General features: G+C 40.5%; 18 protein-coding genes. 1 reads left to right on the plus strand and 17 read right to left on the minus strand.

Translation table 11 applies throughout. The features are described 5' to 3' along the window. Positions 1-303: 303 nt before the first annotated feature. From spoIVA to MOJ78_RS12435, 8 genes are all read right to left on the minus strand, one after another. A complete protein-coding gene (gene spoIVA / locus MOJ78_RS12400) occupies positions 304-1,782 on the minus strand; it encodes a stage IV sporulation protein A (RefSeq protein ID WP_304977655.1) in 1,479 nt (492 codons plus the stop codon). A 236-nt stretch (positions 1,783-2,018) separates the two neighbouring features. Further along, the gene (locus tag MOJ78_RS12405) at positions 2,019-2,732 is read right to left on the minus strand and encodes a YphF family lipoprotein (RefSeq protein ID WP_304977656.1); all 714 of its coding nucleotides are present in this window, start codon (positions 2,730-2,732) and stop codon (positions 2,019-2,021) included. Between the two features lie 62 nt (positions 2,733-2,794). Further along, positions 2,795-2,995, minus strand: a complete 201-nt coding sequence (locus MOJ78_RS12410; RefSeq protein WP_304977657.1) for a DUF2768 domain-containing protein — start codon at positions 2,993-2,995, stop codon at positions 2,795-2,797. Between the two features lie 316 nt (positions 2,996-3,311). Beyond that, positions 3,312-3,569 (minus strand): stage VI sporulation protein F, encoded by a 258-nt coding sequence (locus MOJ78_RS12415; protein WP_304977658.1) that lies wholly within the window; start codon positions 3,567-3,569, stop codon positions 3,312-3,314. A 62-nt stretch (positions 3,570-3,631) separates the two neighbouring features. Further along, positions 3,632-4,690, minus strand: a complete 1,059-nt coding sequence (locus MOJ78_RS12420) for an NAD(P)H-dependent glycerol-3-phosphate dehydrogenase (protein ID WP_304977659.1) — start codon at positions 4,688-4,690, stop codon at positions 3,632-3,634. Further along, positions 4,690-5,304: a glycerol-3-phosphate 1-O-acyltransferase PlsY gene (plsY, locus tag MOJ78_RS12425; RefSeq protein WP_304977660.1), complete on the minus strand. Its 615-nt coding sequence runs from the start codon at positions 5,302-5,304 to the stop codon at positions 4,690-4,692. The genes MOJ78_RS12420 and plsY overlap by 1 nt, the downstream gene beginning before the upstream one ends. Positions 5,305-5,313: 9 nt before the next feature. Continuing rightward, positions 5,314-6,627 (minus strand): ribosome biogenesis GTPase Der, encoded by a 1,314-nt coding sequence (gene der, locus MOJ78_RS12430; RefSeq protein ID WP_304977661.1) that lies wholly within the window; start codon positions 6,625-6,627, stop codon positions 5,314-5,316. Between the two features lie 181 nt (positions 6,628-6,808). Then, positions 6,809-7,417 carry a YphA family membrane protein gene (locus MOJ78_RS12435; RefSeq protein ID WP_304977662.1) on the minus strand — a complete coding sequence of 203 codons (609 nt, stop codon included), beginning with the start codon at positions 7,415-7,417 and terminating at the stop codon, positions 6,809-6,811. A gap of 189 nt (positions 7,418-7,606) precedes the next feature. Between MOJ78_RS12435 and MOJ78_RS12440 the strand changes: the two genes are divergently transcribed. Continuing rightward, on the plus strand, positions 7,607-7,738 hold the full coding sequence (locus MOJ78_RS12440; RefSeq protein ID WP_304977663.1) for a YpzI family protein: 132 nt from the start codon (positions 7,607-7,609) through the stop codon (positions 7,736-7,738). A gap of 75 nt (positions 7,739-7,813) precedes the next feature. On the opposite strand, the gene rpsA is transcribed toward MOJ78_RS12440, so the two are convergent. The 9 genes from rpsA to MOJ78_RS12485 all read right to left on the minus strand — a co-directional run bounded on the left by rpsA (position 7,814) and on the right by MOJ78_RS12485 (position 15,914). Continuing rightward, positions 7,814-8,965, minus strand: a complete 1,152-nt coding sequence (rpsA, locus tag MOJ78_RS12445; protein WP_304977664.1) for a 30S ribosomal protein S1 — start codon at positions 8,963-8,965, stop codon at positions 7,814-7,816. Positions 8,966-9,109: 144 nt separating this feature from the next. Further along, positions 9,110-9,694, minus strand: coding sequence for a lysophospholipid acyltransferase family protein (locus MOJ78_RS12450; protein ID WP_304977665.1), 585 nt, complete (start codon positions 9,692-9,694; stop codon positions 9,110-9,112). 6 nt (positions 9,695-9,700) lie between these two features. Beyond that, entirely contained in the window at positions 9,701-10,378 is a 678-nt protein-coding gene (gene cmk / locus MOJ78_RS12455) for a (d)CMP kinase (RefSeq protein WP_304977666.1), read from the minus strand. A gap of 79 nt (positions 10,379-10,457) precedes the next feature. Next, positions 10,458-10,670 carry a YpfB family protein gene (locus tag MOJ78_RS12460; RefSeq protein ID WP_304977667.1) on the minus strand — a complete coding sequence of 71 codons (213 nt, stop codon included), beginning with the start codon at positions 10,668-10,670 and terminating at the stop codon, positions 10,458-10,460. 61 nt (positions 10,671-10,731) lie between these two features. Then, positions 10,732-11,388 carry a flagellar brake protein gene (locus MOJ78_RS12465; protein WP_304977668.1) on the minus strand — a complete coding sequence of 219 codons (657 nt, stop codon included), beginning with the start codon at positions 11,386-11,388 and terminating at the stop codon, positions 10,732-10,734. Between the two features lie 263 nt (positions 11,389-11,651). Continuing rightward, positions 11,652-13,001, minus strand: a complete 1,350-nt coding sequence (gene ypeB / locus MOJ78_RS12470) for a germination protein YpeB (RefSeq protein ID WP_304977669.1) — start codon at positions 12,999-13,001, stop codon at positions 11,652-11,654. A 15-nt stretch (positions 13,002-13,016) separates the two neighbouring features. After that, positions 13,017-13,877 carry a spore cortex-lytic enzyme gene (sleB, locus tag MOJ78_RS12475; protein WP_304977670.1) on the minus strand — a complete coding sequence of 287 codons (861 nt, stop codon included), beginning with the start codon at positions 13,875-13,877 and terminating at the stop codon, positions 13,017-13,019. Positions 13,878-14,100: 223 nt separating this feature from the next. Beyond that, the gene (prsW, locus tag MOJ78_RS12480) at positions 14,101-14,769 is read right to left on the minus strand and encodes a glutamic-type intramembrane protease PrsW (protein WP_304977671.1); all 669 of its coding nucleotides are present in this window, start codon (positions 14,767-14,769) and stop codon (positions 14,101-14,103) included. Positions 14,770-14,951: 182 nt separating this feature from the next. Further along, positions 14,952-15,914 carry an asparaginase gene (locus MOJ78_RS12485; protein WP_304977672.1) on the minus strand — a complete coding sequence of 321 codons (963 nt, stop codon included), beginning with the start codon at positions 15,912-15,914 and terminating at the stop codon, positions 14,952-14,954. Positions 15,915-16,133: the final 219 nt, after the last annotated feature.

Consider the following 16,133-nt stretch of genomic DNA (forward strand, 5'->3'; position numbering starts at 1 on the left):
CTCTCAAAGGGGTTTGGTTTTAGTCATTATAACCAATAATGCTAAGAACTAACAGTATGAACACGTTGACAAGCCTTATATTAAACGATATTGAATGGAAATTCAATGTTTTTTCCCGAGTTTTGTATGTTTAACTGTATATTTAAAAGATTTTGGGAAAAGAAACGAAGGAAATGGGGTTATTTTGTACACGTTATTTGTTGATTCATTGACTCACTATGACCCTGACAGCTAGAACGCGCAAACAAAAAAGACTCCGATGTTAGGAGTCTCTAACTATACTGTTGACTTTTTGAACTTCCTCTAAAGAATGATTGCGATTAACCCGCCTGATCCCTCATTAATGATCCGTTCAAGTGTTTCTTTTAGTTTATAGCGTGCATTTTCTGGCATAAGTGAAAGCTTAGCTTGGATGCCTTCTCGAACGATCGAATTGAGTGACCTTCCGAAAATGTCAGAATTCCAAATGGATAGTGGATCATCTTCAAAGTCTTGCATGAGGTATCTTACAAGCTCTTCGCTCTGTTTCTCTGTACCGATGATTGGTGCAAATTCTGATTCTACATCGACTTTTATCATGTGGATGGATGGTGCGACTGCCTTAAGACGTACACCGAAACGAGATCCTTGACGGATGATTTCAGGCTCATCGAGGCTCATGTCACTAAGTGCAGGTGCCGCAATTCCATATCCCGTCTGTTTAACCATTCTTAATGCATCTGCAATTTGATCGTATTCGGATTTCGCGTGAGCAAACTCCTGCATCAGTTGTAGTAAATGATCTTTACCGCGAATCTCAACCCCTACAACTTCTTTTAAAATTTGGTCATATAAATCATCTGGTGCATATAAGTCGATTTCAGCGATCCCTTGACCCATTTCGATTCCTGCGAGGCGAGCTTCATCGATGAATTCGAAATCTGTGAAATTACCAACAACCCGGTCGACATCCCTTAAACGTTTAATGTCTTTGACGGTATCACGGACGGACTCTTCATAGCTTAATCGGAGCCAGTGCTCATTGTTAAGGACCATGACCCAGCTTGGTAGGTTTACATTCACTTCGAGTACAGGGAATTCATACAATACTTCTCTTAAAACGTTATTGATATCATGCTCTGTCATACTCTCAACACTAAGTGACAGAACTGGGATATCATGCTTTTCAGTAAGATCCCTTCGAAGCTTTTCAGTTTCCGGATGATGCGGATGCACAGAGTTGATGACCATGATAAACGGTTTTCCGACTTCCTTAAGTTCATCGATGATCCTTTCCTCTGATTCTACGTAATCATAGCGCGGAATTTCCCCGATTGAACCGTCCGTTGTGACGACGACTCCTAATGTTGAATGCTCCTGGATAACCTTCCTTGTTCCAATTTCAGCTGCTTCATGAAAAGGAATCGGTTCCTCATACCATGGTGTGTGGATCATACGTGGACCGTCTTCATCTTCGTAACCTTTTGCACTCGGAACCGCATAGCCAACACTGTCTACCAGCCGAACATTCACTTCCAGTCCATCATCAACTTCAATTTTCACCGCCGTGTTCGGGACAAACTTCGGCTCAGTCGTCATGATTGTCTTTCCTGCTGCACTTTGTGGTAATTCATCCTGTGCTCGTGCCTTATCTGACTCGTTATCAATGTTCGGAAGTACTACGAGTTCCATGAACTTTTTTATGAACGTAGATTTACCGGTCCGAACGGCCCCCACTACACCTAAATAAATATCGCCACCCGTCCGTTCCGCGATATCCTTAAAGATATCTACTTTTTCCATTCGTTCCCCTCCCCATTCCAGAGTGTGTTTGGGTAATGTTAGACAATATATATCTATGACGTTGTCCAATGAATATGACTATTTCTATAGTCATAGACATAAAGAATCTTGGCTAAGACAAGACTTAGCCCACGCTTAACCCAGGATTCGCTTTTGCGATAGAAAGTATTTCTACCTCCATACGTAAAAAAATCCCTCCCTTTCTACACTTTATTGATAGAAGGGAGGGAACATACCTATTTTAATAAAAAAACTGGTTCACTATCTTGAACTGTATATGGAACAGAAAATGCAGGAACGAACATTGAATCTCGCACTAAAATATCGCGAATATCATCACCGTTTTGATAGGAATGACTTTTATCTTGCAATGCGTGATAGAGATCCATTGAGTAATCTATATACACATTATTTTTTTCATCAACAATAAGCGGCAAATTATTTCCGGTAAATGGGCTTTTGACAACAGGCTGTTTATCGTACCCGATTTCTTTGTATTTGAGTGTATATCGCTTATTAGCTAATACATCCTTATAAGGAAGATAATTATTCTTTTCAAGATACAATCGGATGCTTAGTCGATAATCCTTTACTTTTTCAACTGCTTCAAGGTCGACCAGCTTCACTTTGGGCTCTTTCTCAACGTCAACAAGAACGTATTGAAAAATACCGCCAGTTTGATAGGAGTTTCCCGGTGGTTCAGATATATATCTCGGAACTAATTTCCCAAAATCAATCGGATACTTTATGTAAATCGGCGTACCCTGGTCCCGGTTCTCAATGGGCAATACTCCAGTGTCCATCCGGTATTTCTGGACGGCCTTTTGGACGGAATGAAGCTGTTCTTCATATGGAGTCCGATTTTTAACAAGACGATCATCAGGATATAAGCAGCCTGTCAATATCACTGTCAAACTTAATATGAGTATCGAGAGCATAAAACGTTTCATACAATCACCTATCTATAAAAACTTATCGTCATTTATTCTAGTTAAAAACAAGCTTGTCCAATCTATTTCTGTACAGGTCCGCTAAATACAACGTATACAATCATTAAACCAGCTGTAATCATACAGGCATATGCAAAGATTGCCACGATGGATTTGAAAAATCCCCTCAGTTTAATCCGACTGATTGAAATCGAAAGTACTGCTACGAACATTAATCCAATCGCAGAAAGCGAGATCCACATTTTAATTAAACCTTCGGACATAACGACTCCTCCTCAACATCGGGTCTTATTATAGCACACTTCAACCTATCTTCCATATGTACAATATTCTAACGATTATTTTTGACAGTGTTTTTTTGAAATGCTTTAGTGTCTAAATTATATACGGATACGATTACAGGGTAATTATTCCTCTTATCCTCATCTTTGCACACAAGCAAAAAAGCTGAAGAAAAGGGGCGCCTTCCTTCAGCACGACTAAATAACCGTTCCCTACTGCAGCTCAAAATCTCCATTCCATGATAGTGTATGCAAGATTTATTGATACTGTATCGCTCAATCGCCTATTTTACGCCGATTATTTTTGTTTGAACATTTTCGCGATCGAGGTCATGTCCAGAGGGATGTTATTTTTTAGTATCGCATTTACAATTTGTTCTTCTTTTTCCTTAGATACAGGAACACCGGCTAATCGCGAAACTTGGGCAATTAGCTGACGAATTGTTTTCTCATCGCGTAAATTTGCATTTTGTACGGAATCTGCCAATTTAAAAATGTCATTCTTTTTAACGCCGGTTTTCTTCTCAACGTCATCCATAAAATTGTTTCTGTCCATCAAAGTCCTCCTCACACGTAACATTCATCATATACTATGCGAGAAGATAGACTTCGTGAGTTTTATCGGTTGCTTTTTTCGTCCAATGAATAACGATCAGATATTAAGGACTGAAGGTCTTCCCCTTCATGAGTCCGACTTCGCTTCATTAATGAATCCACAGCTTCTTTTGGAGATTTCGAATGAAAAAGCACATCATACAATTCGTTGACTATCGGCATTTCCACTCCTTCTTTTTGCGCAAGCTGATGAGCCGCATTCGTCGTACGTACGCCTTCAACGACCATCCCTATGTTCCCAAGGACCTCATCAAGAGTTTGGCCTTTTCCGAGCAGATTCCCTGCTCGCCAGTTCCGACTATGGACACTCGTACACGTGGCGACAAGATCCCCTAATCCGGATAAGCCTGCGAACGTCAAAGGCTTTGCTCCCATAATTGTACCGAGGCGTGCGATTTCAGCAAGGCCTCTTGTCAACAGTGCTGCTTTTGCATTGTCCCCATATCCGAGGCCGTCGGACAACCCGGCTCCAAGCGCAATGATATTCTTAAGTGCTCCACCAAGCTCAACACCGATGATATCGGGATTTGTATATACTCTAAAATTCGGATTGATGAAGAGGTCTTGAATTTGTTCTGCAGTTTTCAGGTCCTTTGAAGAAACCGTCACCGTGGTTGGTTGACGGAGGCTTACTTCTTCAGCATGACTCGGTCCAGAAAGAACGACGATGTCCTTTCGAAGCTGCTCAGGAATTTCATCCCCAATCACTTCAGAAACACGCAAGAGCGTATCTGGCTCAATCCCCTTACTAGCATGAACAATCGTTACAGGACTTTTCAGGAGTACTTTAAGGCTTTGTAAAATTTCCCTCATTGCTTTTGTAGGTGTTACGAGTACAATTGTATCGGTTTTTGCAATAACCTCTTCCAGATCGGTTGTCGCAATGATATTCTGCGGAAGTTGGATTTCAGGTAAATATCTTTTGTTCGTATGTTCTTTATTGATTTCATCCACTTGTTCTGGACGTCGAGCCCATAGACGAACATCGTGTCCATTGTCAGCCAGAACCATTGCAAGAGCGGTTCCCCAGCTTCCGGCACCTATTACAGCTACCCTTTTCATCAGCCAGACACTTCCTTTCGTTGTCCAATTTTATTTTCGGTTCCTTTCACAAGACGGATAATATTGGTGCGGTGTCTCCAAATTGATAATAGGCTGATCACAACAGCAAGCAGTATGTAAGATGAATCGTAATTGCCAAACAGCGCAGTCAAAATAGGTGTCAAAATCATCAATAATAAGGATCCGAGTGAGACGTATCTTGTAAATACAATTATTAAAATAGCTATGATGCCAGCGATGAGAGTGGGCTGGAATACAAGAATCGCAAATACACCGATCGTAGTTGCGACACCCTTTCCACCTCGAAAACCGTAATAAATCGGCCAGTTATGACCCACGATAGCGAAGAGACCTGCAAAAAATGCAATCCAACCTTCGACCCCAAGCCAATAACTGATCAAAACTGCAGCAATCCCTTTAAATGTATCGAGCAATAGGACAGCAATCGCCGGTCCCCAACCGAGTACTCTCAGCGTATTCGTTGCGCCCGCATTTCCGCTCCCTTGCGTACGGATATCGACCTTTTTAATTTTTTTCGCAATCAGATAACTAAAGCTGATGGATCCGATCAAGTAGCCGATCAAGCTGACTAATAGTATGTTAAGTAAGTCCATAATTTCCCCCTAATCACTTTTTCTTCTTGCGATGATACGGATCGGTGTCCCTTTAAAGCCGAATGCATCGCGGATACGGTTATCAATAAACCGTTTATAGGAAAAATGAAGGAGCTCCGGATCGTTGACAAATAAAACAAAGGTTGGCGGCTTCGTAGCCACCTGAGTCACGTAATTGATTTTCAAACGCTTTCCTTTATCAGTTGGCGTCGGGTTCATCATAACAGCATCCATGATGACATCGTTCAACACATTTGTCTTTACACGCATGCTATGATTTTCTGCAACCGTCTCAATGACAGGGAGCAACGTATGGAGTCGTTGTTTCGTTTTTGCGGAAACGAAGACGATAGGTGCATAATCAAGGAACAAGAAATGATCACGTATCTTTTGTTCGAATTCTTTTAACGTTTTATCATTCTTTTCGATTGCATCCCATTTATTAACGACGATGATGACCGCTCGTCCAGCCTCATGTGCATACCCGGCGATCTTTTTATCCTGCTCAATGATTCCTTCCTCTGCATTCAAAACGACAAGTACAACATCAGAACGGTCAATTGCTTTCAACGCTCTTAGAACACTATATTTTTCTGTCGTTTCATACACCTTACCCTTTTTCCGCATACCAGCCGTATCGATGATGACATAATCCTGTTCATCTTTTGTAAACGTCGCATCGATCGCATCCCGCGTCGTGCCCGCAACATCGCTTACAATCGATCGTTCTTTCCCTAAAATCGAGTTTACGAGTGAGGATTTTCCAACATTCGGTCGTCCGATTAATGAAAATTTAATGGTCGTATCGTCATAATCATCTTCATCTTCTTGTGGAAAATGCTTGATGACAGCATCCAGTAAATCACCTAGCCCAAGTCCATGTGATCCAGATATCGCAATCGGTTCACCAAATCCAAGTGAATAAAACTCATACACTTCGTTCATACGTTCAGGATTATCGATCTTATTAACTGCAAGTACGACCGGTTTTTTTGATCGGAACAGGATTTGAGCAACTTCTTCATCAGCAGACGTAACCCCCTCCCGGCCATTTACCATGAAAATGATGACGTCGGCTTCGTTTATTGCAACATCTGCCTGTTCCCTCATCTGTTTCAATAACGGCTCGTCTCCTAGATCAATCCCACCGGTATCAATTACATTAAATTCTCTGTTTAACCATTCGGCCGAACTATAAATTCGGTCTCTTGTCACACCAGGCTTATCTTCTACAATCGCAAGCCGGTCACCAATAACTCTGTTGAAAATGGTAGACTTTCCAACATTCGGTCTTCCAACGACTGCAACAACGGGTTTCTGCATAACATCACGTCCTTTTAATTTCCGCAAACCATCATACTGCTCATCTATGTATGCGTGATCTGTCAAGAATCGAACTTTTACGAAATTTTCCTGTTCGTCATAGTATTGAACACACGATTGACAGCTTATTTATTTTAGCAAAAAAGATGTCGTCTCACAACTTATCATTTACCGCTCGCTCTTATTGTGCCTTCCCTTTCAAATGGCTGATCGGCTTATCCACTTGTTGTTTTACTATGGAAACAAGCGATTCATACCCCCACCAAACGGTGACACTCATACATGAAAGCGCAACAATATCCAGTAGATCAAAGGAACCTACGATATATCCAGGGGCAAGACCATTGACAAACAATGCGTATCCGATTTCCCCGTTAAGAAGACCTGATACCAGGATTGATAGTCTAAGGTCTAATGGCTTACTCAGCAATAAAACAAGTGCACATAACAGAAAAGAAATAAGATATAAGCGATCGAAAAAAAGCCAAACCGGATCAAATAAGATTAAAAAATGAACGCCGACATAGATCACTGACACGATCATACTAGAAAAAACAGAATAGAAGATTAAACGGACAGTCGACTTGCCTATGTATGCATAGCTGATCAAACCAGCAAATAGAAATGCAGCATTTACTGCATAACTGTCCAAATGGATCGTCGTCGTTGATGAAAAAATTAATAATAGCAGAAGAAACGATAGCCAATAACGATGACTTGTTTTTGGCATGAAAAATGTTGTAATAATCCAAGCAATCCAGAAAAACCAATAAAAATAAATCCCGTCCATTCATACTCACCACCTGATCGAAGCCCTTTGCTATGGCTGTTCAAAAACATGAACCAATTTCATCGATCGCTTATGGTCCTCTAATTGAACATCCACTACTAGCAGTATAGATTGGAATAACCGAATCTAAACATTGCGGGAATAAAGTAGCAGCCGCGATGTCAAACTATCGATAAAGGAGTGAGTGTCATGGGAAAAGATCGTCAAGAAAAGAAATTGAAACAATCAAGAAAAGTCGAATCTGATCGAGATCAAGCACTTCATCATGCGGGTTCTGCGCGGTTGGATACACCTGAACAGGCACGTAAAGAAAACCGATAGTCATCTAGTTATCAGGTTTGTAGCTGTATGAAAAAAGGCGAACGTCTAAGCGCTCGCCTCTTGTTATGATCCATATTACTTATATTTTTTCAGTTGGTCACCAATCATATCTCCTAAAGAAAAGCCTGAGTTTCCATCTGTTTCTTTGCTGTACTCCGGATCAATTTTAGAAGGACGGTTCTCTTCTTCAAGAGTAGCCCGGATACTTAAAGAAATCCGTTTTTCTGATGGGTTGATGTCAAGTACCTTCACTTTTACAACATCCCCTTGAGAGAGCACTTCGCCTGGTGTTCCGATATGACGGTTTGCAATTTCTGATATATGAACGAGTCCTTCTACGCCAGAAGCGACCTCAACGAAGGCTCCGAATGATACGAGGCGCTTGACAGTTCCTTCAACAACCTGACCTTTTTCCAACGTCTCGCTGACATTGTCCCACGGTCCTGGTAACGTTTCCTTGATTGATAATGAAATGCGTTCATTGTCACGATCGACAGAAAGCACTTTTACTTTTACCGTATCGCCTTCTTTTACAACCTCTGAAGGTGTTTCGACACGATGATGTGCAAGCTGCGAGATGTGCACAAGACCATCGATACCACCGATGTCAACAAATGCACCAAAGTCAGTCAACCGCTGAACTGTACCTTCTAAAACTTGGCCTGATTCAAGCGAATGGAGAATTTCTTGTTTTTTGGATTCTTCATGTTGTTCTAGTACTGCACGGTGGGATAAAATCAACTTGTTGTTTTGCTCATCAAGTTCAACGATCTTCACTTCTAATGTTTTCCCTTTGTACGATGAAAAGTCTTCTACGAAGTGGCGTTCAACTAATGATGCAGGGATAAATCCACGCACTCCTAGATCAACGACAAGTCCGCCTTTTACCACGTCAGCAATTTGAACATCTAACGTGCTGTTTTTTTCTTGTGCTTCTTTAAGCTCCGTCCATGCTTTTGAAGCGGTAACAGCTCGTTTTGATAACACGAGTTCCTCTTCAGTAAGTTTTATTACTTTTAAAGTCAATTTATCTCCATCAGTTAAAACATCGCTCACTTTTTCAACATGTAAGCTGGAAAGTTCACTGATTGGCAGGATTCCATCCATTTTATATCCTGCATCGATTAAGGCATGTTTTTCTTCAACCTTCGTAACGGTACCCTCTACTTCATCCCCCGTTTCCAAAGGTTTGATTTCAGATAACTCTTGGTTCAATTCATCAGCCATTGGCTTTACCTCCTTAAGTCTCTATGCAAAGAAAATATGTGGACCCTCCACGAAAGTGAAAGAGTATGTAACAATATTCAAATTCCTTTATTCTAACTTCTTATAAATGCAGATATTTGTCAAGTAACAAGGGCTCGAATTTCACTACTTATTATCATCGTAAAGCTGTTGTATCTCGTTCATGATTTTTTCTGTAGCTTCTTTTGCTGAAGCCTTTCGTTCTTTAAGTTCAGTAAGATCGATCGGCTTTCCATAAACAATTTTAAACTTGTGAAAGAGTTTAATGGGTCCGATGATGGCACAAGGTACGACCTTAGCATCTGTTTTCAATGCAAAAAAACCTGCACCAGCGAGTCCTTGTCCAACCTTTCCCGTTCTAGTTCTTGTTCCTTCTGGAAAAAGTCCAACTGCCTTTCCGTCCCTGAGAAGCTGAAGTCCTTTTCTAAGTGCCTGTTTATCACTCATGCCTCTCTTGACAGGGAACGCATTGACCCTCGGCAGAACCTGTTTTAGTATAGGAAAATCGAACAATTCCGACTTTGCCATAAAGTGAACGGTTCGATTATTTGCAGTCGTACCTACCAGCGGTGGATCGAGATTACTTATATGATTTGAGCAAATCAAAACGCCGCTATCTTTTGGAACGTTCTCCACACCGATGACCTCAACACGGTATCCCCCTTTAAAAATGCCGTTAAACAATGAACGGCCAAACGCATAAAGATTCACCGACCATCAAACCCTTTCTTTATTTTGAACAATCTTCAAAATGGCATCGACAACTTCTTCGATAGACATTGAAGTCGTATCGAGTTCAATTGCGTCTTCTGCTTTCTTTAACGGAGAAACTTCACGACCTGAATCGATCAGATCACGCTGTTCGATTTCCTGTTTTATTTGCTCAAAATTTGAAGAAAATCCTTTTTCCGCATTTTCTCGATGTCTTCTTTTTGCACGTTCCTCAACAGAAGCAACCAAAAAGATTTTAACCTGTGCATCTGGGAGGACATGCGTACCAATATCCCGACCATCCATCACAACAGAGTGTTCATGACTTAATTCCTTTTGCCGCTTAACCATTTCAACTCTTACTTCCTTATGTCGAGCCACCTCTGATACATTGTTGGTCACTTTAGACAATCGAATATCTTCTGAGACATTCTTTCCATCCAATAAAACAATTTGGCCATGGTCACTTTTTCGTAGATCGATGACAGTCTGTTTGATCATTTCTTCTAATACTCGAGCATCCGTGATATCAATATCATTTTCTAGAGCTTTCAACGTTACAGCACGGTACATCGCACCAGTATCTATGTAAACATAAGATAGTCGATCCGCCACCATTTTAGCGACTGTACTTTTTCCTGCTCCAGCCGGACCGTCAATTGCTATTTTATTCAGCTTACTCATAATTCCTCCTGCACGTTTCACTGTTGTTTTGCCTAAAAAAATTGGTCTGTGCACTCATTATATATCACGACCAAGCGTTCTATTTTTCACTAATTTCATCATACCATAGTATATTTGACCGGTCTATCGTTTCAACCGTCTCTCCGCGTTGCTCTGTCATAATTCCTTCGTATTCATAAACCCTGTTTAAATGATATGCCCAATCTTGATGGGTGATCACCCACTGAGCAATCATCAGGAATATGAATTGAGCAATAATGGTTTTGATTAAAAACCGTTCAACCGTTTTCATATTGATTCCACCCTTTTATTGATCTGTTACTATCTTGCACATAAAAAGGTAGAAGATATAACTAAAGTAAGCCTTTCTTTTTTAAGAGTAGCTGTTCTTCAAAACAAAAACGGAGTATGGACTGTCTGTCTGTTTCATTGACATCAAGAAACTCGAGTGGTGCCTTATCTCGTTCTCTTGGATTTCCCTTAAGGACACGAATGACCTTCGCATTTTGTCGGATATATTGGTACTTGTTTTTTAACGGAAGTACAATCCAGCATTCTATGATCATATCATCCATTATCGAGTGTTTTTCAGGCAGTACGATTGCGCATCCACCCGCGCTAATATCAGAAGTGAAAGTCTTAAATGGACTGAATTGGTGATCTAATGAGTGAACCGACACATCCACTGAGGTTTCAACACGGACGAAGGCTCTTCTTTGAATTTTTTCATGCTGTTCTGCTTTCGGATATTTTAGAACTAGTAAAGGGATACGGTCCTTCTTTCTGTCCACTAATTCGGATGGAAATACAAATGTTGCTTTCTCTTTCGTTATGAACTGAGCCTCAAATAATGAACCTACCATTAAAAATTCAGTTTTATCTGTATGTATGTTTGTCGGATAGGTTACGTGAATTACTTCTTCCCCTACGTATTCCACTTTGCACTTGAACTTTAACAGCTCATTCGGCTGTTTGAAATCTAAATAAAGAGTGTCACCAATCGATAGCATTTTCTCTCCCCCACCATCTTTATAATGTTGGAGTTATTATCTCATTCTAAAGAAAACTTGGCAAAGCCAAGCCTTTGGCGAAGGCTGAGCCTTAGCCCTAAAGGATGACCTAAAGGCCCTTGCGCTTATACTAAGAAAGGAATGCTTTCTTAACGTAAAACAAAAAAAGGAAAAGCCTAAGTTGCTTTTCCTTTCATCATTCCATCCATCTCGAACACTCATTACTTGGATCACTTCAGCCCTATTCAGTCAAATTGCTGAAGTTAGAGTCCATTGACAGCTGCATTGATGTCATCCAGTTTGTTCACCTTTTCTTCTATACCTGTATCGGCATTAATGAATATGCGGTATGTTTGATTATTCAAGGTGGCTAAGAATTCATAGCAATGAGCCTCTTCTCCAAGGTCGTTAACAATGATCCCCTGATGCGTTTCCATAATTTTCAATTTAGGGTTCATCTTTTTTTCCGCTTCTTGTTGTGATAATGCGGGTTTATCGATTTTCCGCTCTTTTTCACCAATCAAATAGTTCATTCCTTCATAACCGATGATATCGCCATTATCTAAAGCAACCTTGATCGTAACGGATTGCGGATAAATTCGCACACCATCCTGCATTTTCACATAGGTGAATACCCCTGTATTATCATATTGGTCGCTTTGCGTTAGTTCCATCTCATCCATCGCGTGCTTTTTCAGAAATTGTTGGGCCTTTTGCGTTGCTTTATACAGGCTGATCTTCGATTCTCCTACTTCTCGCTCCTGCAGGATCCAAACTGGATGGCCACCTTTTTTCGTCAATTCCATGTAAATATTGGAGTTGCTATCCGGTTCATTGATTGATACACGGTACGCTTCGTAAGGCGATCCTTTTCCATTTTCCTCTACAACTACCTTACTGTCGGTTTTGAGATTGAGAAATTCCAATGCTTTCTTTTTTGCTTCCTGTTTCGAAATTTCCTTCCCACTTAATGTTTTGTATTTATTATCCTCTAACTCACTGATTTTCGTCATTTCTGGTCCCCAGTTGACTTCTGAATAACCTTCTACAGATTTTGATACTGTTTTGAAACCATCTATGATCGTATTGTCCTTCGGTTCTTCATTTGTGGCAAGGGCGAGTTCAACATCCATCCACCGTAAGTTTTCCTTTAATACAAGCGATTGAACCTTTCTAAGCTCATTCTTTATTTCATTTGCATGCTGATGCAAACTCTCGAGTGTCTGATATTCCTTATCAGATAGAGGATCCTTTTTTAAATCTCTAATCGCAATTCGATAACTGAACTCACCGATTTTTGACAAGAACTCCTCGGTTTTATTGAACGGAAGCAATGCTAAGGGTAACTGTCCGACATCGTTATGTGCTTCCGATGTCAACCGCCATACTTCTGCTAGTGCAGGTGAGAGCTGTTGCCCTGAGTTCATCGCTAGTGTTGCGCCGATTTTATCTTCTAGTGCATCCATGTGAAAGTTCAAATCATGGAAGGCACGTTGATAATTGTTTTCGGCATTGATGAGAATTGCGTTCTTTTCCTGATGTTCTTTATACCCCCAGTACCCTGTTCCGATTACAGCAAGTGCCAATATCGAAATAAGTATTGTTCGGATCATATCTCTTCACCTCCATTATTTTGCAAAGATATGCTTCCCGATTTTTGTGACCTGCGTACGTGACCATATCCAATCAGATGTTGCTGTATTTGGATTGAAATAGTAGATACATGCGTCAGTCGGGTCCCATCCGTTCAGAGCATCTTGTACTGCTTTTTTTGCTTGTTTGTTCGGAGTAAGCCAAATTTGACCGTCTGCCACAGCTGTAAAAGCCCCAGGCTCAAAAATCACCCCAGATATCGTGTTCGGAAACGAGGAGCTTTCGACACGATTCAATATGACAGCAGCGACGGCAACCTGTCCGATATATGGTTCCCCCCGTGCTTCACCATAAACTGCATTTGCCATCAACTGAATATCATTTTCAGAGTACCCGCTCGGGACATTTTTTGCTTGCCTTTTCTTTGCACCTTGTTTGGGCTGGGCCTTCTGACCTCCTTGTTCCTTTTGTGGTGCAGGCGCTTTTCCTCCTCCGCCTTCAGTTTGTCTCTTTAAAGGAGTCCCACCGTAATGGGTAAAATCATTCCCTTTTCGAATATTTCGCTTAACATATCCTTCGTTATACTTGGATGCTTCAACAAGTTTTTGTTTTGTCGTTGCCCCGGCGAGACCGTCGACTTCTAAGCCGAATTCATACTGGAAGTTCCGTAGTGCCCAGTATGTACCCCATCCGAATACCCCATCGATATTGCCATTATAAAACCCTAAATATTGCAATCTCGATTGAAGTTCGATAACATCTTCGCCTGTTGCACCATGTTGGATGACCTGCGGACTAAACGCCTCGGCCTTTTCAACAGTAACCGCGTATGACAGCGGAACTACTAACAGAATCAACGATATACATACTTTGATGCACATTACTCCAATTTTCATTATTACAGCCTCCTGTTGAATCCTGGTAACATTTTCGATGATTGTAGTTTTTGTAAAAGCGGGGATTTTATACAAATTGAGTAGAGAACCGTGAATTATCATCGAGGAAGGAATCCCATTTGATTTAAGGGATTCCGTTCAGGCTGAGACTCTCAAATAAAAAGAGTCAGATAGCCTGCATACAACAAATCGGTGTTGTATTTAAGCATATCCGACCCAATCATCATTTATTTGAATATATATTCTTTGAAGCGTGTTGAGCGTGTTTTACTTTCCTTAACCCGAGCCACCATAAAAACAGCATGAATGGGAACATGATATAAATCCATCGCTTGATATGATACAGGATAATATAATCATATAGTCCATGATAAAGTATCGGAATGAACAGCGAATAGATTATGTATTTCCTCTTCATTTTGAAGGAATCAGTGAATTTCGCCCGACTCAAATAATACCCCATCATCACACCGAATAGCGCATGACATTGGACAGGCAAGAATGCACGTAGCATCGCGGTTTCAATTCCATTAGCAAACAAGAAAAGAACATTTTCTGCTGTTGCAAAGCCTAACGAAATCGAAGCACCATAAATAATCCCGTCATATGGGTCATTGAATTCAATTTGTTGATAGGCCGCAAAATATAAGAGAAACCATTTTAAGAATTCCTCCAGCAGACTCGATACAAAAAAGGCGTCTACCCAATCCGGAATCAACATTTCTTCGTGGATTCCGAATTGCAGCACCATTACTGGAAACACAAGAAGGATCCCGAACAAGAATGTGCGAACCACCATTAAAATCGGTTCAGGTTCGTATTTGTCTTTCAAATAAAAAAACGACATTAAAGCAATACCAGGTGCAATCCCAGCAGAAATTAACGTAAACATGCTTCTATTTCCAATCCCATTTTTTTCTATCGTATCATTAATCTCTTGTTTTATCTTCCTGTTTTTTTGAATGGTGATAATGTGTATGCTTTTTCCATAAAATTTTCATTTTCAGAACAGATTTTAGAATGTGTAAAGCAGTTTTCGCAAAAAAATAAACCCGCAGTAATATACTGCGGTAATTACATCTTAAATCCCTCTTTAATATCAACTCCTGCCGAAATTAAGACTGCTAGCTTGATTCGAGCCTTCTTAGAATCATAATCCTTACCAAGAACAACTCCTCTCAGTTTTAGATCATAAGCACTCCCACGATAATCATACGAGGTATGGATTTGACCTTCTTCGGCGCTAGTCGTAACCACTATTTTAACCCCTGCTTTGATAGCTTCTGTAATATCATCTACCATTAAAGGAGAGACTTGACCTCGGCCGACTCCTTCCAGAATAATACCCTTCACACCTTCACGTACAGCCGACCGAACAAATTTCCCGTCTGATCCTGCATAGCATTTAATTATATCAACTTGAGGAAGCTCTCCATTTATCTTGTATGAATCTCTTTTTAATGGCTTTTGATACACGCTAACCACATCATTATCTATGATGCCTAGATAACCATATCCAAATGATTCAAATCCTTGTAGGTTGGAAGCATGTACTTTTTTAACGTATTTTGCAGACCATACACGTTCATTAAATACAATTACCGTACCTACATTGTCAAGGCTTTCATCTATAGCCACATAAATTGAGTTGCGAAGGTTCGAATAAACATCTGTGCCTATGTCGTCAGGAGAACGCTGTGATCCAGTTACAACCACTCTCCTGTTGTCATTAATAGTTAAGTCCAAAAAGTAAGCTGTCTCCTCTAGTGAGTCTGTTCCATGAGTTACAACAATTCCACTAATTGATTTATCTTCAAACACCTCATCAACCTTATTCTTTAGCTCAAGCATCTCATCAAAGCCAATATGCATGCTTGGAAGTTGAAAAACACTATGTACTTCTATTTGAGTATCGTCTGGTAAACGACATAATGATGCTAATTCTTCACCTGTTAACTCACCAGATGACAGCAACCCACTAGCAATCTTTCTAGATGCTATCGTTCCACCTGTGGTTATTAAAGCTACTTTTTTCATATTGTCTAATCACCCTAGTTTATTGTATTATATCTACCTTTATTGAGCAAAAAACCACCTGTTATATATATTGGCAAGGGGCATTATCGCGGGCCGCCACATTCACGGAACCAGCGTACAACCCTTCTCAATTGGCTTTTTTGCTTTCCCATAACCCTTTATAAATTCAAGTCCTTAGCACATCTGGTTCCCAGTTATTTTAACGAATTTACGACGGAT

This window comes from Alkalihalobacillus sp. AL-G, assembly GCF_030643805.1.
Taxonomy (GTDB): Bacteria; Bacillota; Bacilli; order Bacillales; family Fictibacillaceae; genus Pseudalkalibacillus.